The 25,852-nt window shown below is 62.3% G+C and carries 25 protein-coding genes; 9 read left to right on the forward strand and 16 right to left on the reverse strand.

The genetic code is table 11. The annotated features are described in order from the left end of the window. The first annotated feature begins 131 nt into the window (after positions 1-131). Positions 132-878 (forward strand): NRDE family protein, encoded by a 747-nt coding sequence (locus QIW53_RS16235; protein ID WP_371050605.1) that lies wholly within the window; start codon positions 132-134, stop codon positions 876-878. Between the two features lie 128 nt (positions 879-1,006). Here the strand turns inward: QIW53_RS16235 and ptsP are convergent, their stop codons facing one another. Together ptsP and QIW53_RS16245 are read right to left on the reverse strand one after the other, a co-directional pair. Then, entirely contained in the window at positions 1,007-3,286 is a 2,280-nt protein-coding gene (ptsP, locus tag QIW53_RS16240) for a phosphoenolpyruvate--protein phosphotransferase (RefSeq protein ID WP_371050606.1), read from the reverse strand. A 22-nt stretch (positions 3,287-3,308) separates the two neighbouring features. Beyond that, on the reverse strand, positions 3,309-3,788 hold the full coding sequence (locus QIW53_RS16245) for an RNA pyrophosphohydrolase (RefSeq protein ID WP_007897732.1): 480 nt from the start codon (positions 3,786-3,788) through the stop codon (positions 3,309-3,311). Positions 3,789-3,931: 143 nt separating this feature from the next. On the opposite strand from QIW53_RS16245, the gene QIW53_RS16250 reads away from it, so the two are divergent. Further along, a complete protein-coding gene (locus QIW53_RS16250) occupies positions 3,932-4,588 on the forward strand; it encodes an HAD family hydrolase (RefSeq protein WP_371050607.1) in 657 nt (218 codons plus the stop codon). Positions 4,589-4,709: 121 nt separating this feature from the next. Here the strand turns inward: QIW53_RS16250 and QIW53_RS16255 are convergent, their stop codons facing one another. After that, positions 4,710-5,135, reverse strand: coding sequence for a DUF2269 family protein (locus tag QIW53_RS16255; protein ID WP_371050608.1), 426 nt, complete (start codon positions 5,133-5,135; stop codon positions 4,710-4,712). A gap of 39 nt (positions 5,136-5,174) precedes the next feature. Continuing rightward, entirely contained in the window at positions 5,175-6,689 is a 1,515-nt protein-coding gene (gene ilvA, locus QIW53_RS16260; RefSeq protein ID WP_371050609.1) for a threonine ammonia-lyase, biosynthetic, read from the reverse strand. A 147-nt stretch (positions 6,690-6,836) separates the two neighbouring features. Here ilvA and rpiA point away from each other — a divergent pair, with 147 nt between their 5' ends. Beyond that, positions 6,837-7,511 carry a ribose-5-phosphate isomerase RpiA gene (gene rpiA, locus QIW53_RS16265; protein ID WP_060543978.1) on the forward strand — a complete coding sequence of 225 codons (675 nt, stop codon included), beginning with the start codon at positions 6,837-6,839 and terminating at the stop codon, positions 7,509-7,511. Positions 7,512-7,574: 63 nt separating this feature from the next. Here rpiA and QIW53_RS16270 read toward each other — a convergent pair whose 3' ends face one another. From QIW53_RS16270 to QIW53_RS16285, 4 genes are all read right to left on the reverse strand, one after another. Continuing rightward, the gene (locus QIW53_RS16270) at positions 7,575-8,483 is read right to left on the reverse strand and encodes an SdiA-regulated domain-containing protein (RefSeq protein ID WP_371050610.1); all 909 of its coding nucleotides are present in this window, start codon (positions 8,481-8,483) and stop codon (positions 7,575-7,577) included. A gap of 115 nt (positions 8,484-8,598) precedes the next feature. After that, positions 8,599-9,528, reverse strand: coding sequence for an SdiA-regulated domain-containing protein (locus QIW53_RS16275; RefSeq protein ID WP_371050611.1), 930 nt, complete (start codon positions 9,526-9,528; stop codon positions 8,599-8,601). Positions 9,529-9,718: 190 nt separating this feature from the next. Continuing rightward, positions 9,719-10,384 carry a fumarylacetoacetate hydrolase family protein gene (locus tag QIW53_RS16280; RefSeq protein WP_371050612.1) on the reverse strand — a complete coding sequence of 222 codons (666 nt, stop codon included), beginning with the start codon at positions 10,382-10,384 and terminating at the stop codon, positions 9,719-9,721. 36 nt (positions 10,385-10,420) lie between these two features. After that, on the reverse strand, positions 10,421-11,815 hold the full coding sequence (locus QIW53_RS16285) for an FAD-binding oxidoreductase (protein WP_371050613.1): 1,395 nt from the start codon (positions 11,813-11,815) through the stop codon (positions 10,421-10,423). A gap of 204 nt (positions 11,816-12,019) precedes the next feature. Here QIW53_RS16285 and serA point away from each other — a divergent pair, with 204 nt between their 5' ends. Further along, a complete protein-coding gene (serA, locus tag QIW53_RS16290) occupies positions 12,020-13,249 on the forward strand; it encodes a phosphoglycerate dehydrogenase (RefSeq protein WP_371050614.1) in 1,230 nt (409 codons plus the stop codon). A 55-nt stretch (positions 13,250-13,304) separates the two neighbouring features. Here the strand turns inward: serA and QIW53_RS16295 are convergent, their stop codons facing one another. Then, positions 13,305-13,730, reverse strand: a complete 426-nt coding sequence (locus QIW53_RS16295) for a DUF4399 domain-containing protein (RefSeq protein WP_371050615.1) — start codon at positions 13,728-13,730, stop codon at positions 13,305-13,307. 135 nt (positions 13,731-13,865) lie between these two features. On the opposite strand from QIW53_RS16295, the gene QIW53_RS16300 reads away from it, so the two are divergent. Beyond that, positions 13,866-14,462 (forward strand): transporter substrate-binding domain-containing protein, encoded by a 597-nt coding sequence (locus QIW53_RS16300; protein WP_371050616.1) that lies wholly within the window; start codon positions 13,866-13,868, stop codon positions 14,460-14,462. A 109-nt stretch (positions 14,463-14,571) separates the two neighbouring features. Here the strand turns inward: QIW53_RS16300 and QIW53_RS16305 are convergent, their stop codons facing one another. Then, a complete protein-coding gene (locus tag QIW53_RS16305; protein WP_371050617.1) occupies positions 14,572-15,057 on the reverse strand; it encodes a DUF523 domain-containing protein in 486 nt (161 codons plus the stop codon). Positions 15,058-15,059: 2 nt separating this feature from the next. Continuing rightward, complete coding sequence (locus tag QIW53_RS16310) at positions 15,060-15,692, reverse strand: 2OG-Fe(II) oxygenase (protein WP_371050619.1); 633 nt, start codon at positions 15,690-15,692, stop codon at positions 15,060-15,062. 108 nt (positions 15,693-15,800) lie between these two features. Between QIW53_RS16310 and QIW53_RS16315 the strand changes: the two genes are divergently transcribed. After that, positions 15,801-16,553 (forward strand): DUF2059 domain-containing protein, encoded by a 753-nt coding sequence (locus QIW53_RS16315; protein ID WP_371050620.1) that lies wholly within the window; start codon positions 15,801-15,803, stop codon positions 16,551-16,553. Positions 16,554-16,683: 130 nt separating this feature from the next. On the opposite strand, the gene QIW53_RS16320 is transcribed toward QIW53_RS16315, so the two are convergent. Then, positions 16,684-17,631, reverse strand: coding sequence for an alpha/beta hydrolase (locus QIW53_RS16320; RefSeq protein ID WP_371050621.1), 948 nt, complete (start codon positions 17,629-17,631; stop codon positions 16,684-16,686). Positions 17,632-17,728: 97 nt separating this feature from the next. Here QIW53_RS16320 and QIW53_RS16325 point away from each other — a divergent pair, with 97 nt between their 5' ends. Next, positions 17,729-18,310 (forward strand): DUF6436 domain-containing protein, encoded by a 582-nt coding sequence (locus tag QIW53_RS16325; RefSeq protein ID WP_371050622.1) that lies wholly within the window; start codon positions 17,729-17,731, stop codon positions 18,308-18,310. Positions 18,311-18,424: 114 nt separating this feature from the next. Continuing rightward, the gene (locus QIW53_RS16330) at positions 18,425-20,824 is read left to right on the forward strand and encodes a penicillin acylase family protein (protein WP_371050623.1); all 2,400 of its coding nucleotides are present in this window, start codon (positions 18,425-18,427) and stop codon (positions 20,822-20,824) included. Between the two features lie 25 nt (positions 20,825-20,849). Here the strand turns inward: QIW53_RS16330 and QIW53_RS16335 are convergent, their stop codons facing one another. Further along, the gene (locus tag QIW53_RS16335) at positions 20,850-21,821 is read right to left on the reverse strand and encodes a GlxA family transcriptional regulator (RefSeq protein WP_371050692.1); all 972 of its coding nucleotides are present in this window, start codon (positions 21,819-21,821) and stop codon (positions 20,850-20,852) included. A gap of 285 nt (positions 21,822-22,106) precedes the next feature. On the opposite strand from QIW53_RS16335, the gene QIW53_RS16340 reads away from it, so the two are divergent. Next, positions 22,107-22,748: an HD domain-containing protein gene (locus QIW53_RS16340; RefSeq protein ID WP_371050624.1), complete on the forward strand. Its 642-nt coding sequence runs from the start codon at positions 22,107-22,109 to the stop codon at positions 22,746-22,748. A gap of 117 nt (positions 22,749-22,865) precedes the next feature. Here the strand turns inward: QIW53_RS16340 and QIW53_RS16345 are convergent, their stop codons facing one another. Genes QIW53_RS16345 through QIW53_RS16355 form a run of 3 tightly spaced genes read right to left on the reverse strand, consistent with a single transcriptional unit; the run spans position 22,866 to position 25,812 of the window. Further along, the gene (locus QIW53_RS16345; protein ID WP_371050625.1) at positions 22,866-23,756 is read right to left on the reverse strand and encodes an ABC transporter permease subunit; all 891 of its coding nucleotides are present in this window, start codon (positions 23,754-23,756) and stop codon (positions 22,866-22,868) included. After that, positions 23,753-24,634 (reverse strand): ABC transporter permease subunit, encoded by an 882-nt coding sequence (locus QIW53_RS16350; protein ID WP_371050693.1) that lies wholly within the window; start codon positions 24,632-24,634, stop codon positions 23,753-23,755. Before QIW53_RS16350 ends, QIW53_RS16345 begins: the two co-directional genes overlap by 4 nt. A 35-nt stretch (positions 24,635-24,669) precedes the next feature. Then, positions 24,670-25,812, reverse strand: a complete 1,143-nt coding sequence (locus QIW53_RS16355; RefSeq protein WP_371050626.1) for an ABC transporter ATP-binding protein — start codon at positions 25,810-25,812, stop codon at positions 24,670-24,672. Positions 25,813-25,852: the final 40 nt, after the last annotated feature.

Raw genomic sequence — 25,852 nt, forward strand, 5'->3', positions numbered from 1 at the left:
ACAATCCCTACCGAACACTCAAAACCGGAGCGGCATGTTAACGGATGCACGGCCTCCGGCTCTACTGTGAAGCCGATGGATCGACGGGCGATGTCTGCGTAGAGTGGGCAAAAACACACAAGGACCACCTTATGTGCCTGATTGTCTTCGCCTGGCGCCCGGGTCATGCCCAACCGCTGATCGTCGCGGCCAACCGCGACGAATTCTATGCCCGGCCCAGCCTGCCGCTGGCGCAATGGCCGCACGCCCCGCAGGTCTACGCCGGCCGCGACCTGGAGGCCGGCGGCACCTGGCTGGGGATCGCCGCCAATGGGCGCTTTGCGGCGCTGACCAACATCCGCGATCCCCATCAACCGCCCGCACGCAAATCCCGTGGCGAACTGGTCGCGCGTTTTCTCGGCGGCGAGATGCCGATCGATGACTATCTGGACGATGTGGTCGGGCGTTCCCTGGAATATGCCGGGTTCAACCTGCTGCTCGGCAATGCCAACGAGTTGTGGTACTACCACGCCCGAGCCGCCGAGGCGGTGATGCTTCAGTCGGGGGTCTACGGCTTGTCGAATGCGGGGCTGGACACGCCGTGGCCCAAGTTGCTCAAGGCCCGGGCCAGGCTGGAAGCGGAACTGGACGACCCGCAACCCGAAGCGCTGCTGGCGCTGCTCAGTGACGCGCAGACGGCGCCCTTCGCCGACCTGCCGGACACCGGGGTGGGGCTGGCGACCGAGAGCCTGTTGTCGAGCGTGTTCATTGCCAGCCCCACGTACGGGACGCGGGCGAGTACGGCACTGATCGTTCAGGCGGACGGGACGCGGCAGATGGTCGAGCGCAGTTTCGGGCCCTATGGCGGGCATCTTGGAGAAGTGGTGATCAGCGTTTGATTGTTTGCTGCCTGGACCGGCCTCTTCGCTGGCAAGCCAGCTCCCACAAGGTTTGCGTCGCTCACGGATAAGTGAGCAGACGCAGACACACTGGGAGCTGGCTTGCCAGCGATGGGTCCCTCAGGGTTTCAGAGAACCTTGGCCGCCGCCGGGTTGACCATCCGCGCCAACCCGAGGTTCTTCAGCGCCAGTTGCAGCGAGCTGTGGATCACCTGCGGGTTGTCGATGGTCATCAATTCGGCCAGCAACTCCTTGGCCATGTCCAGGTTGATCTGGCGCAGCATCCACTTCACCTTCGGCAAGTTGGTGGCGTTCATCGACAGGCTGTCGAAGCCCATCGCCATCAACAGCACCGCCGCCGCCGGGTCGCCGGCCATCTCGCCGCAGATACTCACCGGTTTGCCTTCGGCATGGGCATCACGCACCACGTTCTGCAACGCCTGGAGCACCGCCGGGTGCAGGTAGTCGTAGAGATCCGCCACCCGTGGGTTGTTACGGTCCACGGCCAGCAGGTACTGGGTCAGGTCGTTGGAGCCGACCGACAGGAAGTCCACCTGCCGCGCCAGTTCCTTGGTCTGGTACACCGCTGCCGGAATCTCGATCATCACGCCAATCGGCGGCATCGGCACGTCGGTGCCTTCGTCGCGCACTTCGCCCCAGGCCCGGTGAATCAGGTGCAGGGCTTCTTCGAGTTCATGGATGCCGGAGATCATCGGCAGCAGAATGCGCAGGTTGTTCAGGCCTTCGCTGGCCTTGAGCATCGCGCGGGTCTGCACCAGGAAGATTTCCGGGTGGTCGAGGGTGACGCGAATCCCGCGCCAGCCAAGGAACGGGTTGTCTTCCTTGATCGGGAAGTACGACAGCGCCTTGTCGCCACCGATGTCCAGCGTACGCATGGTCACCGGTTGCGGGTGGAACGCGGCGAGCTGCTCGCGATAGATCGCCAGCTGCTCCTTTTCGCTGGGGAAACGCTGGTTGATCATGAACGGCACTTCGGTGCGGTACAGACCTACGCCTTCGGCACCGCGCTTCTGTGCCCGCGCCACGTCCGCCAGCAGGCCGGTGTTGACCCACAGCGGCATGCGGTGACCGTCGACGGTCACGCAGGGCAGGTCACGCAGGGAATCGAGGCCCAGGGCCAGTTGCTTCTCTTCTTCCACGACCTCGGCAAATTGCTTGCGCAATACTTCGCTGGGGTTGGTGAAGACTTCGCCGCGATGGCCGTCGACGATCATGCCGATGCCGTCGACCTTGGCGTACGGCAGGTCGACCAGGCCCATCACCGTCGGGATGCCCATGGCCCGGGCCAGGATCGCGACGTGGGAGTTGCCCGAACCGAGCACCGAGACCAGGCCGACCAGCGTGCCTTCCGGCACCTCGCCGAGCATGGCCGGTGTCAGTTCCTCGGCAACCAGAATGGTTTTTTCCGGGTAGACCAGATTCTGCTGGCGCTCTTCCTGCAGGTAGGCGAGCAGGCGGCGCCCCAGGTCCTTGACGTCCGAGGCGCGCTCGCGCAGGTAGGCATCGTCCATCAGTTCGAAACGGTTGACGTGATCGGTGACCACCTGGCGCAGCGCGCCCTGGGCCCACTGGCCGGTCTTGATCACCGTGGTCACTTCATTGCCCAGCGCGGCGTCGTCGAGCATCATCAGGTAGACGTCGAACAACGCCCGCTCCTCGGGCCGCAATTGGGTGGCCAGCTTGGCGGACAAGGCTCGCATGTCGGCGCGCACGCCTTCGATGGCGGTCTTGAACAGCTTCAGCTCGGCGTCGATGTCGGTGATGGTCTTGTCCGGCACCACGTCCAGGTCGGCCGGCGGCAACATGACCACCGCAGTGCCGACCGCCGCACCCGGCGAACCCGGCACGCCGACGAACTTGGCTTCCTGGATGCCCTTGCCCTGACGGCCCAGGCCGCGGATCGAACCGGTGGCCTCGGCGTGGGCGATCACGCCGGCGAGCTGCGCGCTCATGGTCACGAGGAAGGCTTCTTCGCCTTCGTCGAACTGTCGACGTTCCTTTTGCTGGATGACCAACACGCCGACGACGCGACGGTGGTGAATGATCGGCGCCCCGAGGAAGGAGGCGTAGCGCTCTTCGCCGGTCTCGGCGAAGTAGCGGTAGCGCGGGTGATCCGCAGCATTTTCGAGGTTCAGGGGTTCTTCACGCGTGCCGACCAGGCCGACCAGACCCTCGTTGGGCGCCATGCTGACCTTGCCGATCGAGCGCTTGTTCAAGCCCTCGGTCGCCATCAGCACAAAGCGGTTGGTCTCGGGATCAAGCAGGTAGACCGAGCAGACCTGGCTGCCCATGGCCTCTTTGACGCGCAACACAATAATCCCCAACGCCGCCTTGAGATCCTTGGCGGAGTTAACTTCCTGGACGATCTTGCGCAGCGTATTGAGCATGGCTCGGGGTCGAACTCCGTCGTCAGTCGCGCGCTAACAGGCGCGGGGCAAGCTCTTTGAGAGCGCGTCGATACACCTCGCGCTTGAATGTCACCACCTGGCCCAACGGATACCAATAGCTGACCCAGCGCCAGCCATCGAACTCCGGTTTACCGGTCAAATCCATCCGCACCCGCTGCTCGTTGGAGATCAGGCGCAGGAGAAACCATTTCTGTTTCTGGCCGATGCACAGCGGTTGGCTGTGGGTACGGACCAGACGTTGCGGCAAACGATAGCGCAACCAGCCCCGGGTACAGGCGAGAATTTCAACGTCCTCGCGTTCCAGGCCCACTTCTTCGTTCAGCTCGCGGTACAAGGCGTCTTCCGGCGTCTCCTGAGGGTTGATCCCCCCCTGCGGAAACTGCCAGGCGTCCTGATTGATACGGCGAGCCCATAGCACCTGTCCGGCATCATTCGTGAGAATGATCCCGACATTGGGGCGGAAACCATCGGGGTCGATCACGGCAACAACCTCGCAAACGCATGTCGCCGCATTGTTCCACAAATGTCGTGAAGGCAGCAACGCGCCGACCGACCTTATGTGCACTCTGGTGAAAAGTCCGTATTCTGGGCGTCTTTCTACAGACTTTTCAGCGAGTAACCGCAATGCGCCTGGCTTTATTCGACTTGGACAACACCCTCCTGGGCGGCGACAGTGACCACGCCTGGGGCGATTACCTGTGTGAACGTGGCTTTCTCGACCCGGTGGCCTACAAGGCGCGCAACGATGAGTTCTACCAGGATTACCTGGCCGGCAAGCTGGATAACGACGCTTATCTCAACTTCTGCCTGGAAATTCTCGGCCGCACCGACATGGACGTGCTGGCCCTCTGGCACAACGACTACATGCGCGACTGCATCGAACCGCTGATGCTGCCCAAGGCCATCGAGCTGCTGGCCAAACACCGGGCTGCCGGTAACAAGCTGGTGATCATCACCGCCACCAACCGATTTGTCACCGCGCCGATTGCCGCACGCCTGGGCGTCGACACCCTGATCGCCACCGAATGCGAGATGGTCGATGGCCGCTACACCGGGCGCAGCACCGACATCCCGTGTTTTCGCGAAGGCAAGGTGACGCGGCTGAACCGCTGGCTGGAGGAAACCGGGTATTCGCTGGAAGACAGCTACTTCTATAGCGACTCGATGAATGACTTGCCGTTGCTGGAACAGGTGGCGAACCCGGTGGCGGTGGATCCTGATCCGAATCTGCGGGCCGAGGCCGAGAAGCGTGGTTGGCCGGTGATCAGTCTGCGCGATTGATTAGCGACCCTGTAGGAGCGAGCATGCTCGCGATGGTCGCTAACGATGGCGCTGGGCATCTGATACCCCGCGGCTTCGTTGAGTCCATCGCGAGCATGCTCGCTCCTACAGGGGGCGTCGTTCAGACCGGCTTGGCACCCATCAACCCGGCAATGGCGATAAAGCAGACAAAACTGAACACCGCCAGCGCAACACTGAATTTACCCACACCACCCGGCGTGTTACGCACTTTGTTCAGCCGCACCAACAGCCAGAACCACGCCAGCGCCGCCACGGTATAAAGCACGCTGGAGGCCAGCAGCCAGGTCTGCCCCAACGGCCAGCCCACCCGATGCACCATCGACCAGCCGGTAAACGGCAGGCTCAGCAATGCCAGCCCCATCACCAGCCAGACGAACACCCGAGGCCGCTGCAGCGTCCGGCTGGCGGCCGTGGCATCGCCCTTGCGCCGGGCACGCCAGACCCAGATCGCCAGCCCCAGCGCGCCGAGCAACAGCAGCACTGTGGCCACGACATGCGCCAATTTCAGGGCGGTCAAGGTTTCCATGGTTCGATTTCCTTATGCGTTGCCCATCAGCGTAGCCGCTCAGCCAAGAAACAGCTGGTAAGCCGGGTTGTCGCTTTCATCCCAGTACGGGTAGCCGATTTCCTCAAGGGCGGCGGGCACCAGGTGACGCTCGTCGTGAGGGACCTGGAGGCCCGCCACCACCCGGCCGTCCGCCGCGCCGTGGTTGCGGTAGTGGAACATCGAAATGTTCCAGCGACCGCCGAGCTTGTTGAGGAAGTTGAACAGCGCGCCTGGTCGCTCCGGGAACTCGAAACGCAGCACCACTTCATCGACGACCTGGGCGGCGCGGCCACCGACCATATGCCGGATGTGCAGCTTGGCCAGCTCGTTGTCGGTCAGGTCCAGCACCGGGAAACCCTGCTCGGTCAGGCTGGCAATCAGTGCGCTGCGCGGATCGTTTTCCGGGTGCGTCTGCACGCCAACGAAGATGTGCGCCTCGCTGCCGGTGTTGTAGCGGTAATTGAATTCGGTGATCTGACGCTTGCCGATGGCCTCGCAGAACGCCTTGAAGCTGCCCGGCTTCTCGGGAATGGTCACGGCGATGATGGCTTCGCGACCTTCACCCAGTTCGGCGCGCTCGGCGACGTGACGCAGGCGGTCGAAGTTGACGTTGGCGCCGGAATCGATCGCTACGAAGGTCTGACCCGTCACGGCGTGCTGCTCGACGTACTTCTTGATCCCGGCCACGCCCAGTGCGCCGGCAGGTTCGGTGATCGAGCGGGTATCGTCGTAGATATCCTTGATGGCAGCGCAGATTTCGTCGGTGCTGACGGTAATCACCTCGTCGACATGATCCTTGCAGATGTCAAAGGTGTGCTGGCCGATCTGCGCGACCGCGACGCCGTCGGCAAAGATGCCCACCGTCGGCAGGACCACGCGTTCGCCCGCCGCCATTGCGGCTTGCAGGCAATTGGAGTCATCCGGCTCCACGCCAATGATTTTGATGTCCGGACGCAGGTATTTGGCGTACGCCGCAATACCGGCGATCAGGCCACCGCCGCCCACCGGAACGAAGATCGCATCCAGCCGGCCCGGGTGCTGGCGCAGGATCTCCATCGCCACCGTGCCTTGCCCGGCAATGGTGTGGGGATCGTCGTAGGGGTGGATGTAGACGTAGCCTTTTTCATCGACCAGTTTCAGCGAGTAGGCCAGGGCTTCCGGGAACGAGTCCCCGTGCAGCACCACTTTTCCGCCGCGTGAACGCACGCCCTCGACCTTGATTTCCGGCGTGGTCTTGGGCATCACGATCGTGGCCTTGACGCCCAGCACCTTGGCGGCCAGGGCCAGGCCCTGGGCGTGGTTGCCCGCCGACGCGGTGACGACGCCACGGGCGCGCTCTTCGTCGCTCAGTTGCGTCAGCTTGTTGTAGGCCCCACGAATCTTGAACGAGAACACCGGCTGCAAGTCTTCGCGCTTGAGCAGAATATGGTTGCCCAGCCGCTCGGAGAGCTGGCGGGCAGCCTGCAGCGGGGTTTCTACGGCAACGTCATAAACGCGCGAGGTGAGGATCTTTTTGACGTACTGTTCGAGCATCGGAAAGCATCACTGAGCGGGTTGGGCAGGGCCCGGGAGTCTAACCCGGCTTTCAGCCGTGCGACCACACGAATCAAGAGGTTTTGGTCGTGCAAGGGGCTATAATGCCGGCCTTTCCGTTTCCCCCTGCCCGCTTCCGGAGCCCGCATGACCCAGGATCAACTCAAACAGGCCGTGGCCCAGGCTGCCGTCGACTTCATCCTCCCGAAACTCGATGACAAGAGCATCGTCGGGGTCGGCACCGGCTCTACCGCCAACTGCTTCATCGACGCCCTGGCCCAACATAAGGGCGCTTTCGACGGCGCAGTCGCCAGTTCCGAAGCCACCGCCGCGCGCCTCAAGGGCCACGGCATCCCGGTGTATGAGCTCAATACCGTCAGCGACCTGGAGTTCTACGTCGACGGCGCCGACGAAAGCGATGAGCACCTGAACCTGATCAAGGGGGGTGGCGCCGCCCTGACCCGCGAGAAGATCGTCGCTGCCGTGGCCAAGACCTTCATCTGCATCGCCGACGCCAGCAAACTGGTGCCCGTGCTCGGCACGTTCCCGTTGCCGGTCGAAGTGATCCCGATGGCCCGCAGCCACGTGGCCCGTGAACTGGTCAAGCTCGGTGGCGACCCGGTCTACCGTGAAGGCGTGTTGACCGACAACGGCAACATCATCCTCGACGTATTCAACATGCAGATCACCAACCCGGTGGAACTCGAAACGCAGATCAACGCGATCGTCGGCGTGGTCACCAACGGCCTGTTCGCGGCTCGGCCGGCGGATTTGCTGCTGCTGGGCACCAGCGAAGGCGTGAAAACCCTGCGCGCGGAGTAACTTCAACGCGTTGCTTTGTGTGGGAGCGAGCCTGCTCGCTCCCACAGGGTTTTGCGGTGTGGATCAAGGCTTCCTGAACACGTAGAACAGGTTCGGCTCGCTCACCAGGTACAGGGTGCCGTCGTCATCCATGGCGATGCCTTCCGCTTGCGGTACGGTCTTTTTCAGCCCGTGACGCCCCTTGCCCAGTGACAGGGTACTGAGCGGCCGCCCGTCCACATCCAGTTCCAGAATCAGCCCCGACTCATCGGACAGCGCCAGCAAATGGCCGCTGCGCTCGTCGTATTGCAGGCTCGACAGGTCCCGGACAAACATCCCGGCATCGCGCTTGGGATTGTTGACCACATGGACCGCGTAGGATTTTTCCGGGTTGTGATGCGGGAATCCCAGCACTTCATAGATCAGCATCGGGTCGCGTTCCTTGGCGACAAACAGGCGCTTGCCCACCGAGTCGTAGGCCAAACCTTCGAAGCCCTTGTTGCCGCTCATGTGCATACCCAGGGTCATTTGCTCGGCTTCTGCGGCGTCGAGGAACGTGGTGTCTTTCTCCACATGAATCTTGATCAGCCGCTGCTGGCGCTCATCGGTGATGACGTAGGTGTCGGCGCTGATGAACTCCACCGCCTCCGGATCGCCGAAGCCGACCAGGGCGATGCGCCGGATGATCTGGCCCTCAAGCGAGAGTTCGATCAGCTCGGAGTTCTTATTGGTGACGGTAAACAGGCTTTTGCGCACCGGATCGAAGGTCAACGCCGACACGTCGTCATCCAGGCCCTCGATGCTCCGGCCTTCAAGCGTGACCTGGTAGTGCCCCAGCCCGATGGACTGAGCGCTTTCCGGCTGCCAAAGCGTGTTCAGGTTGAACCAGGCGCGCTCGAACAAACGCAGGTACTGGCCAACCGCAAACAGTACCAGCAGTGCAATCGCCAACAGGGTCAACATCAGGGGTTTGGGACGGGCAAATCGGCGCATTCGGGCAGGCTCGGGATCAGGACAGGTGGATGAAATACCACGGCAGTCTGAATTCAAGCTTAATGGCCATTAGCCCTAGCCTACAACTGAGGGTTATGTTTCCTACAAACCCGGGTCAGTGCTGCTTTTCGAAACGATAGAACAGGTTGGGTTCGCTGACCATGTACAGCGTGCCCGCCTCGTCCATGGTCACGCCTTCGGCACGGGGAATGGTCTTTTTCAGGCCATTGAAACCGCCGAGCAAGGTCATGAAGCTCACTTGTTCGCCTTTCTCGTCCAGTTCCAGCAACAGATGGGAGTCAGCGGACAACACCAGCGTATGCCGGGTACGGGGATCGATGGCCAGGGCCGACAGGTTGCGGATGTCCAATTCGTCGCTGGCCAGTTTCTGTTTGTCACCGGTCAGTGTCTGGCCGTCGGCACTTTTCCAGGTGAACAACGCCGGCGGCCGCTCCTCTCCCAACAGCATCTGCTGATTGTCAGCGTCCCAGACGATCGCCTCGAACGCCTTGTTCTGATCCTCCGACGGACCGAGATCGTATTTCGGGAAGTTGGCGATGTTGAGCTCGCGGGTGTCGGCGTCGACCTTGACGATGGTCAGGGAATGCTCGCGCTCGTCGACGATGGCCAGCAGGCCGTTGCCCATAAGCGTCAGCCCTTCCGGGTTGCTCCAGCCCACCAGCGGCATCTTGCGCAGCACTTCGCCCTGCAGGGTCAGCTCGGCCAGGAACGGATTCTTGCCCATCACTGCGAACAGGGTTTTGGTTTGCGGGTTGTACGCCAGGTCGGACGCTTCGTCCTTTTCCATCCCCGGCAACGGTTTGGCATCGATCACCACCTGGTAATCCGGTAGCCAGATGCTTTCCTGACGTTCCGCCGGGCTCTCGAAACGCTCAAGCACCCAAAGGATGCCACGGTCGTCCCAATGCATCGCAAACGCAAGACCATAGGCTGCGGCAACCGCCAGCAAAAGCCAGGAATACCAGCGCATGAAAAGGCGCGGGCGACGGGCAGGCTTGAGCGTGGGCTGCTGTTGAGTGGCCATCGGGGGATGCTTTCCAGAAATTCAGGCTAAGGGTAATAGCACAATTGGGAACGGCTCAGACGCCGCAAGCCCCGGAATTATCCAGACCAGATGTGAAAAAAACGGCAAATGGCGGGATTGCCCTGTGAAATCACACACCAATCCCCTGCAGGAGCGAGCAGGTTCGCTCCTGCAGGATGGGGGCGCCGAGTCAGCGCACGCTGCTGGCGAAGCGGCTGGCGCCCGGCAGTTCGAGAACGATCTCATCGCCCACATTCAGCGGACCGACGCCTACCGGCGTGCCGGTGAGGATCACATCACCGGCTTGCAGCGAGAAGCAGCCTGCCATGTACTGGATCATTGGCACGATCGGGTTGAGCATCACGCTGCTGTTGCCATCCTGACGGACTTCGCCGTTGATGGTCAGGCGAATGCCGATGTCGGTCAGGTCAGCGAAGGTGCTGCCGGACACGAACGGGGCGATCACCGCCGCGCCGTCGAAGGACTTGGCGATTTCCCAGGGCAGGCCCTTGGATTTCAACTCGGCCTGCTTGTCGCGCAAGGTCAGGTCCAGGGCCGGAGCGAAACCGCTGATCGCGTCGAGCACTTCTTCACGGCTCGGCTTGGTGGACAGCGGCTTGCCGATCAGCACCGCGATTTCTGCTTCGTAATGCACCGAGCCACGTTCGGTGGGAATGCTGAAGCCGCCTTCCAGCGGCACCACGCAACTGCCCGGCTTGATGAACAGCAAGGGCTCCGTCGGAACGGGGTTGTCCAGTTCCTTGGCGTGTTCGGCGTAGTTACGCCCGATGCATACCACTTTTCCCAACGGGAAGTGGATACGCGTGCCGTCGACATACTGGTGCTGGTAGCTCATTACCGACTCCTGGTTCGTGAAGCTGAAATTCAAGACTCAAACAGGGAAAATCTTGCCCGGGTTCATGATGCCGTTCGGATCGAACACGCCCTTGAGCGCCTTCATGTACTCGATCTCGAGCGGTGAACGGCTGTAGGTCAGGTAATCGCGCTTGACCAGGCCCACGCCATGCTCGGCGGATATCGAGCCGTTGTACTTCTCGACCGTTTCGAACACCCACTTGTTGACCGTTGCGCATTTGGCGAAGAACTCGTCCTTGCTCAGGTCATCCGGCTTGAGGATGTTCAGGTGCAGGTTGCCATCCCCGATGTGACCGTACCAGACCACTTCGAAGTCGGGGTAGTGCTCGGCGACGATCTCGTCGATTTCCTTCAGGAATGCCGTGACTTTCGACACGGTCACCGAAATATCGTTTTTGTACGGCGTGCGGTGGGAGATGGTTTCCGAGATGTACTCGCGCAGCTTCCACAGGTTTTGCAGCTGAGTCTGGTTCTGGCTCATCACGCCATCCAGCACCCAGCCCTGCTCGACGCAATGCTCGAAGGTTTCCAGGGCCTGGTTGGCCACTTCTTCGGTGGTCGCTTCGAATTCCAGCAGGGCGTAGAACGGGCAGTCGGTGTCGAACGGCGCCGGCACATCGCCGCGCGCCACGACCTTGGCCAGGGCCTTGTCGGAGAGGAACTCGAAGGCGGTCAGGTCGAGCTTGCCCTGGAAGGCGTGCAGCACCGGCATGATCGAGTCCAGGTCCGGGGTGCCAAGCACCATGGCGGTGAGGTTCTTGGGCGCACGGTCCAGGCGCATGGTGGCCTCGACCACAAAACCCAGGGTGCCCTCGGCACCAATGAACAGTTGGCGCAGGTCGTAGCCGGTGGCGTTCTTGATCAGGTCGCGGTTCAGTTCGAGCACGTCGCCCTTGCCGGTGACCACCTTCATGCCCGCCACCCAGTTGCGGGTCATGCCGTAACGAATGACCTTGATCCCGCCGGCATTGGTGCCGATATTGCCGCCAATCTGGCTGGAGCCTGCCGAGGCAAAATCCACGGGGTAATACAGGCCCTGCTCTTCGGCGACGTTCTGCAGGTGCTCAGTCACCACGCCCGGCTGGCACACGGCAGTGCGTTCGGTCAGGTTCACATCGAGAATCTGATTCATGTAGTCGAACGACACCACCACTTCGCCATTGGCCGCCACGGCAGCTGCCGACAAGCCGGTGCGCCCGCCGGACGGCACCAGCGCCACCTTGTGGCGGTTGGCCCACAGGACAATGGCCTGCACCTGTTCTGTGGTCTTGGGAAACACGATGGCCGTGGGCGCCGGTGCGAATTGTCTGGTCCAGTCCTTGCCGTAGGCCGTCAGGGATTCGCCGTCGGTCAGCACCTTGCCGGGCTCGACCAGAGACTTCAGTTCTTCAATCAGGACAGGATTGGTCATCGACAGAACTCTCGAACAATTCATGGTCATCCTGAGAACGCTTCACGTCGCAGGAACGGGTGTTTAGCGGGGCGCTTATGCTAGCATACCGACCCCGCAGCACAGAGCCCAACGGCGGTGTTGCGGCGACGGCCGAGTTGTCGTCCGGGTCAGCATCTATTGACCATTTCCTGCCATTTTTCTCCGGGATACAGGTTTACGCAGATGAGCAAGACTTCTCTCGATAAGAGCAAGATCAAGTTCCTTCTTCTCGAAGGCGTCCACCAATCGGCTGTCGACGTCCTCAAGTCGTCCGGCTACACCAGCATCGAGTACCTCACCGGTTCTCTGCCGGAAGCCCAACTGAAGGAAAAGATCGCCGATGCTCACTTCATCGGCATTCGCTCCCGCACTCAACTGACCGAAGAGATCTTCGACCACGCGAAGAAGCTTGTGGCGGTAGGGTGTTTCTGCATCGGCACCAACCAGGTCGACCTGAACGCAGCTCGCGAGCGCGGCATCGCCGTGTTCAACGCGCCGTACTCCAACACCCGCTCCGTTGCCGAGCTGGTGCTGGCCGAAGCGATCCTGTTGCTGCGCGGCATCCCTGAGAAGAACGCTTCCTGCCACCGTGGCGGCTGGATCAAGAGCGCGGCCAACTCCTTCGAAATCCGCGGCAAGAAGCTGGGCATCGTCGGTTACGGCTCGATCGGCACGCAATTGTCAGTCCTGGCCGAAGGCCTGGGCATGCAGGTGTATTTCTACGACACCGTGACCAAGCTGCCTTTGGGTAACGCGACCCAGGTCGGCAACCTGCACGAATTGCTGGGCATGTCCGACATCGTGACCCTGCACGTACCGGAAACCGCCGCGACCCAGTGGATGATCGGCGAGAAGGAAATCCGCGCCATCAAGAAAGGCGGCATCCTGATCAACGCCGCTCGCGGCACCGTGGTCGAGCTGGACCACCTCGCGGCAGCCATCAAGGACAAGCACCTGATCGGCGCGGCCATCGACGTATTCCCGGTGGAGCCTCGCTCCAACGACGAAGAGTTCGAAAGCCCGCTGCGCGGCCTGGACAACGTGATCCTGACCCCGCACATCGGCGGTTCGACTGCCGAAGCCCAGGCTAACATCGGTCTGGAAGTGGCGGAGAAGCTGGTCAAGTACAGCGACAACGGTACCTCGGTATCGTCGGTGAACTTCCCGGAAGTGGCCCTGCCGGCTCACCCTGGCAAGCACCGCCTGCTGCACATCCACGAGAACATTCCGGGTGTGATGAGCGAGATCAACAAGGTCTTCGCCGAAAACGGCATCAACATCTCCGGTCAATTCCTGCAGACCAACGAAAAAGTCGGTTACGTGGTGATCGACGTCGACGCCGAGTACTCGGACCTGGCGCAAGAGAAGCTGCAGCACATCAACGGCACCATCCGTAGCCGCGTGTTGTTCTGATCGCGACTTGAACGACAAAAAAGGGAGCCCTCGGGCTCCCTTTTTCATGCATGGGTCATTTGACGTTGACGGTGATCTTCTCGGAAACGATCGACGGCTCGAACGGCATGTGGCCGCTGTCGCCGAGAATCAGTTGCAGGGTGTGCTTGCCCGGGGCCAGCTTGATTTCAGCCTGGGTCTGCGCCTTGCCGAAATGCATGTGGTGGGCATCGGTAGGGATCGGCTGGCCGGCATCCGGCAGATCATCCACGTCGATCAGCAGGTGATGGTGCCCGGTGTTCTTGGTGACATCGCCCGCAGGTGCCAGCGCGATGTTCTGGACTGCGAACTTGACGATGAAGGTCTGAGGGACGGTGGCGCCGTCTGCAGGAGAAACGATGGACACTTCAGCCCCCTTGGGCGCCGGGGTCGCCGCACTGGCCAGCACCGAAACACCCATCAGCAGGCCAGCCAAAGCAGCACGTGACATAAAGGATTTCATTCTCTTCTCCAGTTTTTTCATAAAATTCGCGTGGTCATGACAACTTCATGACCATTCGTTGTCGAAGGCACTCGACAACCATAGCAAAGCGAGCCTGAATCAAAGGGTCGCAACAAGAAATTCAAAGGAGTGACCATGCGCTTTCTGCCTGGCCTGATCTGTCTGCTGCCCCTTTTGAGCCCTTTGGCCCATGCCGAACTGATTGACGACGTCAACGACCGTGGTGAATTGCGCATTGCCCTTGAGGCTAATACACCGCCCTTCAATTTCAAGGACGACGGCCAGCTCTCGGGCTTCGAAGTCGAACTGGGCCAGTTGCTGGCCAACGAACTGGATGTGCGGGCCGACTTTGTCGTCACCGATGCCAGCGATCTGTTGACCGGCGTTGAAAGCGGCAAGTACGACGTCGCCATCAACCACATAGCACAGACCCCGGAACTCAAGGATCGTTTCGACTTCAGCGAACCTTACGCGCGGGTCGATGGAGAATTGATCGCGCAGAAGGAAGCAGCGCCGCAGTCGATGCTGCTGGTGCAGTCCCTGACGCCGGAAAAAACCAAGGCCGCCTCGCCGGTGAACCTGGCGATTCCATTTCAGAAGGGCAACCCGGCGTTCCATGCCAGCCTGGAGAATGCCTTGCAGCGCATCAAGGCCGATGGCCGTTTGCAGGCGCTGGAGCAGAAGTGGCTTATGCAAAAGTCGGTTGCCGAGCCCGAATCCCACCAACAATGACGGCCCATGTGGGAGCGGGCTTGCTCGCGACTGGGTGTGTCATTGAAATGCATCCGCCTGACTGACCGCTTTCGCGAGCAAGCCCGCTCCCACAAGGTTGAGTGGTGGCTCAGGGCTGCGCCGCCAACGCCTCAGCCGCCTCGGCCAACTCCAGCTCACTGAACACCTGCACCCCGTGGCGTCTGAGCAACGCCGCCGTCACCCCTTCGCCGCTGACTTTCACCCCACTGAAGGTGCCGTCGTAGGTCAGCCGATTTCCGCACGAGGGGCTGTTGGCCTTGAGCACGGCGATGCGGATGTCGTGGGCTTGCACCAAGGCCAGCGCCTGATGCGCCCCGGACAGGAACTGTGCGCTGACGTCTTCGCCCTCGGTGGTCATCACCGGCGCCCGCCCTTCCAGCACATCGACGCCCTGCCCACCCGGAATTTCTGCCGCTGGCCGTGGCGTCGGCAAGCCACCGGCCACCTCCGGGCACAGCGGCACCACACGACCTTCGTCGAGCCATTGCTGGAGCTGATCGAAAGGCCCGCTGGCGCCGCCGTCGTATCGCACGCGGTGACCCAGCAGGCAGCGGCTCACCAGGACCTTGTGCATGATCAGAACGGCTCGTTGCCACGGCGGCGGAACCAGCCGGTCAGCGACAGGCGATCCCGGGTGGCGGGCAGGACTTCATGGGGTACCTCGCCCGACAGGAACACCACCAGGCATCCGCCAGTGGGCAACACGTCGTATTCGCCGCGATCCTTGAGGTACATGCGCAACTGACCACCTTCCTGGGGCAGCCAGGCCTCATTGAGGTACAGCACCGCCGACACCGCACGCCGGTCATCATCGCGAAAGCGGTCAAGGTGCTTGAGGTAGAAAGCGCCGGGCGGGTACAGCGCGAAATGGCTTTCGAAATCCTCCAGCCCCAGGAACAAGCTGCGATTGATCGCTTCGCGCAGGCTGTCCATCAACGCCAGGTAGCGGTCGCACGCCGGCGCCTGGCCCGGCTCGATCCATTGGATCCTGTCGCCGCGAATGGCCTCGCGTATCTCCGAAGTCGGCCCGCGCCCCACGGCGGCCGGGGCCAGCTCACCCTCGGCCGCACGTTTACGGCACTCAGCCGCCAGTGCCCGGGTCAGATCCATAGGCAGGAAAATATTCTGCTGCGACCAGCCGTGTTCGGCCAGTTCGTCAACGATACGTAACAGCAGCGGGTGATCAGAGGATATTGGCATGGCGCGCATAGTATTCCTGTCCTCGAAAATCCGACAGAGCCACGCGGCGGCTTGATACGAATTCTCGACAAGTCGGTATGCCGCACGGAGAATAGTCGGCTGCTGACAGGAGTCCCTATGCGTCGTTTGCTTTTCTCAATGTTGATGTTCTGCGTGATGCCCGCCTGGGCAGACGGCCACGACCAGTTGTACAAGGTCGCCGGCTGGCCGGAACAACGCGCGCATTTCAACGACGCTCTGGCGGCGGCTCAGCAGCGCTATCAGAACAGCCTGCCACCGGCTGTGTTTCAGGCGCTGGTGAACAACAGCAATCAACGCTTCGCGCCGCAGGCCGTCGATCAGCGTGCCGAGGCACAACTGCGCAAAAACCTTGCCGACCCGAAACCCGCCCTGACCTTCTTCCAGTCGCCACTGGGCAAGAAGATCGTGGCCGCCGAATTGCTCGCGACCCGTCGCGATCAACTGGCAAAAAACGCCAAGGGCCTGCCGAAGATGCAGGCCAGCGACAGTCGCCTGCTGATCATCGGCCACCTGGCCCAGGCGTTGCCTGCCCGTGAAGCGGGTGCGGAAGTCAGCCTGGCGATCGCCGGCGTCGCGGCCGACAGCCTGAGTTCGATGATTCCCGGCCTGCTGGGTGGCGGACAGGCGCAAGGCCTGTTGAACGGTCAGCGTCAGCGCTTGATGGACCAGATCGGCAGCGACCTGAACAACACCCTGCTGTATGTCTATCGCGACCTGTCGGATAACGAACTGGAAGAATTCGCCACCTTTGCCGAGTCGGCCGAAGGCAAGGCGTATTACCAGGCGGCGCTGGCAGCGATTCGCGCGGGCTTGGCGGTGGGGCAGAATCCTTCGAATTCCGGTCAGTGATCACTGGCGCCCCTCAGGTCGCCATCGCTGGCAAGCCAGCTCCCACAGATGCTCCTGGCGTACACAAGATCCGTGCTGGCTCAAGAACCCTGTGGGAGCTGGCTTGCCAGCGATGGGGCCGGCACAGTCGCTATCGATTGCTACCCTTGATCCGCTTGCTCAAGAACCCGAAATACTCCCTGCGCATCTCCACCACCTCATTCGCCAGATGATGCCGCCCCTCCGGCAGCATCAACACCTGCGGCCGGTTGAACTTGGCTTTCAACACCTCGAGGTTGTGCGGCCAGTCCACCGTCATGTCCGCCTGCCCCTGCACGATCAACGGCTGCCGGGTGCTGGTCGGTGCGGCTTCGATGCGCTTGATCCAGCGTGACAAGGCGCCGACCCAGGCGGTGGGCAGGCGTCGCGCCTGCAAGGGGTCGGCCTGCAGGAACGTCAGGAACTGCGGGTCATTGGAATTTTCGCTGAAACGCCGGGCGATACCCCTGACAAAAGGCTTGAGCAGGTAATAACTGAGCAGCGACGAGCCCCAGGCCCGGGGGCGCACCAGCGGCGCCAGCAGGATGATCTGGCCCTGCGCCGGGCTGTGGGCGCCGGCGTTGAGCACATGGTCGACGATGATCGCGCCGCCGGTGCTCTGTCCGCACAGGTGCCAGGGCTGGGGTAGTTCCAGCGACGAAGCCTGGGCGAACAGCCCTTGCAGCGCGTCCTGATACTCGGCGAAATCGCGGATACTCGCCCGCTCGCCGCTGGACAGGCCATGCCCCGGGAGGTCGCAGGCGATCACCGCAAAGCCCTGGTCCAGCGCCCACTCGATCACATGCCGGTAAAGCCCGGTGTGATCGTAGAAACCGTGGAACAGGAACAGCGTCGCCTTGGCGCACTCCGGCCACCAGACCTGGCCGACCAGTTCATAGCCGTCCACGTCGAAACGCCCCAATCCCGTACGCAGCGCTCGCCCCGGAAAATCCAGGCCGTAAAACTGCTGGTACGCCAACGCCTCCCCGGACAGCGGTTGCCATTGGGCCAGGGGCCGCAGGCTGGCGCGCAGGTGGTCGGGGTCGAAAGTGGCGGGCATGGACGGTTCCAGAGCTTGAAGCAGACTTTATGAGCCTGCGATATTCATCTGTCGCGGCAAGCATGGCAAGCTGGGCGATCTCTGAGGAAGACCACCCATGCGTTCGCCCTACCGCACCACTCTGCTCGCCAGCCTGCTCGCCCTCCTCTGTGCCGGTATGCTCTGGGCGGCCTACGACTGGTTCCAGGGACGTTACCTGCGTGCCTTCAGCGAGCACACGGCGCTGTTCTCCGGCGACCCGCTGCGCCTGCCCGACAGCCTGTCGGGGCCCGGCGCGATCCGCCTCGTGCACTTCTGGGACCCGGCGTGCCCGTGCAATGTCGGCAATCAACAACACTTGAGCGAACTGGTCGAACACTACGGCCCTCAGGGCGTCGAGTTCTTTTCGGTGCAAAAGCCCGGCAGCCACGGCCAGTTGCCCAGCACCTTGAGCGGCCTGAAAGCCATCGATGTGCTGCCGGGTGCCGAGCAGATCCCGGCCAGCCCCGCCGTGGCGATCTGGGATCGCAGCGGCAAGCTGGCGTATTTCGGGCCCTACAGTGAAGACCTGACCTGCAACTCGAACAACAGCTTCATCGAACCGATCCTGCAAGCCCTGAACGAAGGCCGCCCGGTGAGTGCCACGCACACACTGGCGGTAGGGTGTTACTGCCCGTGGCCGGCGGATGCGCGAAAGTAGCGACAAATCGCGAGACGAGAATCCCTCCTACGGGCGATGGGCCGTTTCAACAGGTCGTGTTAAACAGTGATGCCAGGGAACTGCCGTCACTCATAACAAGAACAAGGAACCTTCATGAAACGTCTCCTGATTGCGCTCGTCGGGCTGGTTGTCGTCCTCGCCGTGGTCGTGGGCGGCTACGTCTACAGCAAGCAGCCGACGCGCCAGGGCATGGTCGAGTTGCAACACCTGAAGGGCTCGGTGACCGTGCGTTACGACGAACGCGGCATACCGCATATCCGCGCCGACAACGAAACCGACCTGTACCGCGCGCTCGGCTACGTGCACGCCCAGGACCGGCTGTTCCAGATGGAAGTGCTGCGCCGCCTCGCGCGCGGTGAACTGGCTGAAGTGCTGGGGCCGAAACTGCTCGACACCGACAAGTTGATGCGCACCCTGCGCATTCGTGAGCGTGCCGACACCTACCTGGCCAGCCTTGATCCGCAGTCGCCGGCGTTCGTCGCCATGCAGGCCTACCTGGACGGCATCAACCAATATCAGGACAGCCACGCCAGTCCCGTCGAGTTCGATGTACTGGGCATCCAGAAACGCCCGTTCACCGCCCTGGACACCATCAGCATCGCCGGGTACATGGCCTACAGCTTTGCGGCGGCGTTTCGCACCGAACCCTTGTTGACCTATGTGCGCGACCAGTTGGGCGCCGACTACCTGAATGTGTTCGACCTCGACTGGCAGCCCAAGGGCGTGCTGGCGAACAACGCCAACAGCGGGCCTGCACTGGCCAGCGGCGACTGGCAGGACCTCAACGCCCTCGCCCGCCTGAGCGAGCGGGCCCTGGCCGACAACGGCCTGCCGCAGTTCGAGGGCAGTAATGCCTGGGCGGTGGCCGGCAGCCGCACCAAAAGCGGCAAGCCGCTGCTGGCGGGCGATCCGCATATCCGCTTTTCCGTGCCGTCGGTGTGGTACGAGGCGCACCTCTCGGCCCCGGGTTTCGAGCTCTATGGCCATTACCAGGCCTTGATGCCGTTCGCCTCGCTGGGGATGAACCGCGACTTCGGCTGGAGCATCACCATGTTCCAGAACGACGACCTCGACCTGATCGCCGAGAAGGTCAACCCGGACAACGCCAACCAGGTCTGGTATCGCGGGCAGTGGGTCGACCTGATCACCCACGAGCAGCAGATTGCCGTGAAGGGCCAGGCACCAGTGACCCTGGTGTTGCGCCAATCGCCCCACGGTCCGATCGTCAACGATGCACTGGGCAGCAGCGCCGGCAAGACGCCGATCGCCATGTGGTGGGGGTTCCTCGAAAGCCAGAACCCGATCCTCGAAGGTTTCTACCAGCTCAACCGCGCCGACACCCTGGCCAAGGCCCGCAGTGCCGCCGCCAAGGTCCATGCGCCGGGCCTGAACATCGTCTGGGCCAATGCCCGGGGTGATATCGGCTGGTGGGCGGCCGCGCAATTGCCCAAGCGCCCGGCGGGGGTAAAACCCTGGTTCATCCTCGACGGCAGCAGCAGCGACGCGGACAAGGACGGTTTCTACCCGTTCAGCGCCAACCCGCAGGAAGAGAACCCGGCACGGGGCTACATCGTCTCGGCCAATTTCCAGCCGGTGTCACCGACCGGCATCGAGATCCCGGGTTACTACAACTTGGCCGACCGGGGCCAGCAACTCCATCGCCAGCTCGGCGACAAATCGGTCAAATGGGACCTGGAGGCCAGCCAGAAACTGCAACTGGGCACCACCACCGCGTACGGGCCACGCCTGCTCGCGCCGCTGTTGCCGGTGCTGCGTGAAGTGGTGAGCGATCCCGCCGAACTCAAACTGGTGGAGCAACTGAGCCAATGGCAGGGTGACTACCCGCTGGAGTCCACCAGCGCCACGCTGTTCAACCAGTTTCTGTTCAACCTTGCGGACAGCGCCATGCGCGACGAACTGGGCAACGACTTTTTCGAAACCCTGCTCTCGACCCGGATCATCGACGCCGCCCTGCCGCGTCTGGCGGCGTATGCCGACTCGCCGTGGTGGGACAACCGCAGCACCCCGGCCAAGGAAACCCGCGCCGACACGGTGAAGGCCGCGTGGCAGGCGAGCATCGCGCACCTCAAACTCACCCTGGGCGCCGACTTCGCGCAGTGGCAATGGGGCAAGGCGCACACGCTGACTCACGCTCATCCACTGGGGCAGCAGAAGCCGCTCGACCGCATCTTCAACGTCGGCCCGTTCGCTGCGCCCGGCACGCATGAAGTGCCGAACAACCTCTCGGCGAAGATCGGCCCGGCGCCCTGGCCGGTGACCTACGGGCCGTCCACCCGGCGCCTGATCGACTTCGCCGACCCGACCCACAGCCTGACCGTCAACCCGGTGGGCCAAAGCGGCGTTGCGTTCGATCGGCATTTTGATGATCAGGCGGAAGCGTATGTGGAGGGACTGTACTTCCAGGCGCATCTGAATGACGAGGAAGTGGCGGCGAATGCGCGCAGTACGTTGAAGCTGCTGCCGGCACGATAGGTTTTAGTCGCCTGTCCCGGCCCCTTCAAACCATCGCCGCAAAATTCAACCTGAACTGTTGCGGCGTCACCCCCAGCCGACGATTGAACACGCTGCGCATGTGCTGGGCATCGCGAAAGCCACAGTCATACGCCACGGTTTTCAGCGGCAGCGCCGTGCTTTCCAGTAACACCCGCGCCGCGTCCACCCGCGCCCGCTCGACGAATTGCGCCGGAGTGACCCTGGCTTCCCGGGCGAACACCCGGGAAAAGTTGCGGGCGCTCATGTTGGCCGCACTCGCCAGGTCGGCCAGGGTCAGGTCGGCGCCCAGGTTGGCCTGCACGTAGCGCTGGACCCTCGCCACCGCTGACGTCGGCTCGACGTGGGGCGTCAGGAACGGGCTGAACTGCGACTGCCCGCCCGAGCGCTGGGTGAACACCACCAGCCGCTTGGCCACGCTCAGGGCCACCTCCGGCCCATGATCCCTGGCCAGCAGGTACAGCGACAGATCGATGCCCGCCGTGACACCCGCCGAGGTGAAGAGCTCGCCGTCCTGCACGTACAAGCGGTCGGCCTCGACCTGGGTCGATGGACACAATGCGGCCAGGGCCGCCGCATCCTGCCAGTGCGTGGTCACTGTTCGCCCTTCGAGCAACCCGGCGCGGCCGAGCATGAACGCGCCGTTGCAGATTGATCCGAAGCGCTGCGCCAATGCGCTGGCCTCACGCAACCAGGCATCGAACGCCGGGCCGAAATCCAGGGACGGCAACTGCGGCCCTCCCGCCACCAGCAACAGATCATAAGGCTGCAGGGCTTCGCTGAAATGCCGATGGGCTTGCAGCACCAGCCCGTTGGAGCACGCCATCACCCCGCGCTCGACGCCAATCACTTCGAGTCGATAGTGATCCGCTGGCGCAAGAAAACGGTTGGCTTCGGCGAACACGTCCATGGGGCCGGTGACGTCCAGTGACTGCACTCCGGGAAACACGACGATGGCGATGGTTTTATGCGTGTGTATGACTGACACCCTCCGGTAGGAGCGAGTATGGTCCGGGCGGTGTTCCGACGATGGTCGTTAACGATGACGCGGGGAACCAGACAGCCAACGTCATCGTTGGACTCCATCGTCGGAACGCCGCCCGGACCATACTCGCTCCTACAGGGTTACTCAACAACCAAGGCTTGGCGCGATTCGCACGCTCATTGGCCGGGATCGCAGCCATGGATCGATTGTCCGGTCCCGGGGCCGGGAACAGACTGGCTGCACCCGCGCCGCCACGGCGTTTCCTCCGAGGACAGCAGCATGAGCAGCACCATCGCCGGTATCAAGATCCCAGACAGCGCATTGGCCAAGGCCACGACCGAATACATTCGCGACATCGAATCTGACCTGCTCTATCACCACTCGCGGCGGGTGTTTCTGTTCGGTGCGTTGAGCGGCGAGCGCAAGCGACTGGCCTACAATCCGGAGCTGCTCTACGTCGGCGCGATGTTCCATGACCTGGGCCTGGTCGAAGGGCATCGCAGCGACAACGAGCGCTTCGAAGTCGATGGCGCCAACGCCGCCGCAGCGTTCCTCAAGCCTTACGGGTTCAGCGACGACGATATCGAACAGGTCTGGCTGTCGATTGCCCTGCACACCACGCCAGGCGTGCCGCAACATTTGCGCCCGACCGTGGCCCTGGTGACCGCCGGTGTTGAAATGGATGTGCTGGGCATGGACTACGCCGCGTTTCCCACCGCCCAGCGCGAGGCAGTGGTGCATGCGCATCCACGGGGCGAAGGCTTCAAGGAGTGCATCATCTGCGCCTTTGCCGGCGGCTTGCGCCATCGTCCGCAAACCACGTTCGGCAACGTCAAGACCGATGTGCTGGTGGATCAGGAGCCGGGGTTCAAGCCGATGAACTTCGTTGAAGTGATCCGCAGGTCGCCTTGGGCTTCCTGAGCGCAGGAAAACCTGTGGGAGCGGGCTTGCTCGCGAAGAGGTCGGCATAGTCAACACGTTTGTTGGCTGAACCACCGCTTTCGCGGGCAAGCCCGCTCCCACAGGGATATGGCTTGATCAAACCGCTTGCGGCGCCTGCGCCCGGCGCACGTCCGGTTGTTTCCACGAGTCGGCAGCGCTTTCCTCGATGGCCAGCTGAATGGCGCGCTTGCGCGCTTCTTCGGCACGGCGGCTGAAGAACCAGACCAGGAAGGTCATCAGCGATACCGCCAGCAGGATCAGGCTGGCCACGGCGTTGATCTCGGGCTTCACGCCCAGGCGCACCGCCGAGAACACTTCCATCGGCAGGGTCGTCGAACCCGGCCCCGAGACGAAGCTGGCCAGCACCAGATCATCCAGCGACAGGGCGAACGACATCATGCCGCCCGCGCCGAGCGATGGCGCGATCATCGGGATGGTGATCAGGAAGAACACCTTCCACGGCTTCGCCCCCAGGTCCATGGCCGCCTCTTCGATGGACAGGTCCAGCTCACGCAGGCGCGCCGACACCACCACCGCCACATAGGCCGCACAGAACGTCGTGTGGGCGATCCAGATGGTGACGATGCCACGTTCCTGCGGCCAGCCGATCATCTGCGCCATGGCCACGAACAGCAGCAGCAGCGACAGACCGGTGATCACTTCCGGCATCACCAGCGGCGCGGTGACCAGGCCGCCGAACAGCGTACGGCCCTTGAAGCGGGTGATGCGGGTCAGGACGAACGCCGCCAAGGTGCCCAGTGCCACCGCCGCAATCGCCGTATAGCAGGCGATTTCCAGCGAGCGCACCACCGAGCCCATCAGTTGCGTGTTGTCCATCAGGCCGACGTACCACTTGATCGACCAGCCGCCCCACACCGTCACCAGTTTCGAGGCGTTGAACGAGTAGATCACCAGGATCAGCATCGGCAGGTAGATGAACAGCAGGCCCAACACCAGCATCAGGCTGGAAAAACGGAAGCGCTTCATTCCTTGCCCTCCATTTCTTTGGCCTGGCTACGGTTGAACAGGATGATCGGCACGATCAGGATCGCCAGCATCACCACTGCCAGGGCGGACGCCACCGGCCAGTCACGGTTGTTGAAGAACTCCTGCCATAGCACTTTACCGATCATCAGGGTTTCCGGACCGCCCAGCAGTTCAGGGATCACGAACTCGCCCACCACCGGAATGAACACCAGCATGCAGCCGGCGATGATGCCGTTCTTGGACAGTGGGATGGTGATCTTCCAGAAACTGTTGAAGGTGCTCGAACCCAGGTCGGATGCGGCTTCAAGAAGGCTTTGGTCGTGCTTCACCAGGTTGGCGTAGAGCGGCAGGATCATGAACGGCAGGTATGAATAGACGACGCCTATGTACACCGCCAGGTTGGTGTTGAGGATCTGCAGCGGCTCATCGATCAGGCCCATGCTCATCAGGAAGCCGTTGAGCAGGCCGTTGTTGCTGAGGATGCCCATCCAGGCATAGACGCGAATCAGGATCGCGGTCCAGGTCGGCATCATGATCAGCAATACCAGCACCGTTTGCAGTTCCTTGCGGGCGCTGGCGATGGCATAGGCCATCGGGTAGCCGATCAGCAGGCAGAGGATGGTGCTGATCAGCGCCATCTTCAGAGAGCCGAGGTAAGCGGCGATGTACAGCTCATCGTCGCCGAGCATGGCGTAGTTGCCGAGGTTGAGCAGCAATTGCAGCTTCTGCTCGGCGAAGCTGTAGATCTCGGTGTACGGCGGGATGGCGACGTCGGCTTCGGCGAAGCTGATCTTCAGGACGATGAAGAACGGCAACATGAAGAACAGGAACAGCCAGATGAACGGGACCCCGATGACCAACTGACGGCCACCGGGAATTATTCGGTTGAGGCGGCGTTTGAATTTGCGCATGTTCATGAGCGCAGTACCACGCCGCTGTCGTCTTCCCACCACACGTAGACCTGGTCACCCCAGGTCGGACGTGCGCCACGGCGTTCGGCGTTGGCGACGAAGGACTGGACGAGCTTGCCGCTCGGCAATTCCACGTAGAACACCGAGTGCCCACCCAGGTAGGCAATGTCGTGCACCTTGCCGCTGGACCAGTTGTACTCGCAGGTCGGCATGGTTGGCGTCACCAGCAGCTTTTCCGGACGGATCGCGTAGGTCACCGACTTGTCCTGCACCGAGGTGCTGATGCCGTGGCCGACATAGATCTGGCGGTCGAGGTCCTTGCAGGTGATGGTCGCATGCCCTTCGGCGTCGTCGATCACTTCACCGTCGAAGATGTTGACGTTGCCGATGAACTCGCAGACCAGGCGGCTGGTCGGGGTTTCGTAGATGTCGATCGGGCTGCCGATCTGGGCGATCCAGCCCAGGTGCATGATCGCGATGCGCTCGGCCATGGTCATGGCCTCTTCCTGGTCGTGGGTCACCATCACGCAGGTCACGCCGACCCGCTCGATGATCTCCACCAGTTCCAGTTGCATCTGCGAGCGCAGTTTTTTATCCAGTGCACCCATTGGCTCGTCGAGCAGCAGCAGCTTCGGTCGCTTGGCCAGCGAACGGGCCAGGGCCACGCGCTGGCGCTGACCACCGGACAACTGATGCGGCTTGCGCTTGGCGTACTGGGTCATCTGCACCAGCTTGAGCATGTCCGCCACCCGCGCATCGATTTCCGCAGCGGGCAACTTGTCCTGCTTGAGGCCGAAGGCGATGTTCTGCGCCACGGTCATGTGCGGGAACAACGCGTAGGACTGGAACATCATGTTGATCGGCCGCTCGTAGGGCGGCATATCGGTGATGTCTACACCATCGAGGAAAATGCGCCCTTCGGTCGGTCGTTCGAAGCCGGCGAGCATGCGCAGCAGGGTGGATTTGCCCGATCCCGAACCGCCGAGCAGGGCGAAGATCTCGCCTTTCTTGATTTCCAGGGACACATCGTCCACGGCAATCGTCTCGTCGAACTTCTTCGTGACCCGGTCGATTTTGACCAGCACCTGCTTAGGTGACTGGTCGCCCTCGAGGGCTTTCTTGTAGGCGCCGGAGGCAACTGCCATTTACGAAACTCCCCAAAAAAGAGTGCAGTTCGCGCAAGGT

Origin of the sequence: Pseudomonas fluorescens (assembly GCF_041354075.1) — a bacterium.
GTDB lineage: Bacteria > Pseudomonadota > Gammaproteobacteria > Pseudomonadales > Pseudomonadaceae > Aquipseudomonas > Aquipseudomonas fluorescens_CE.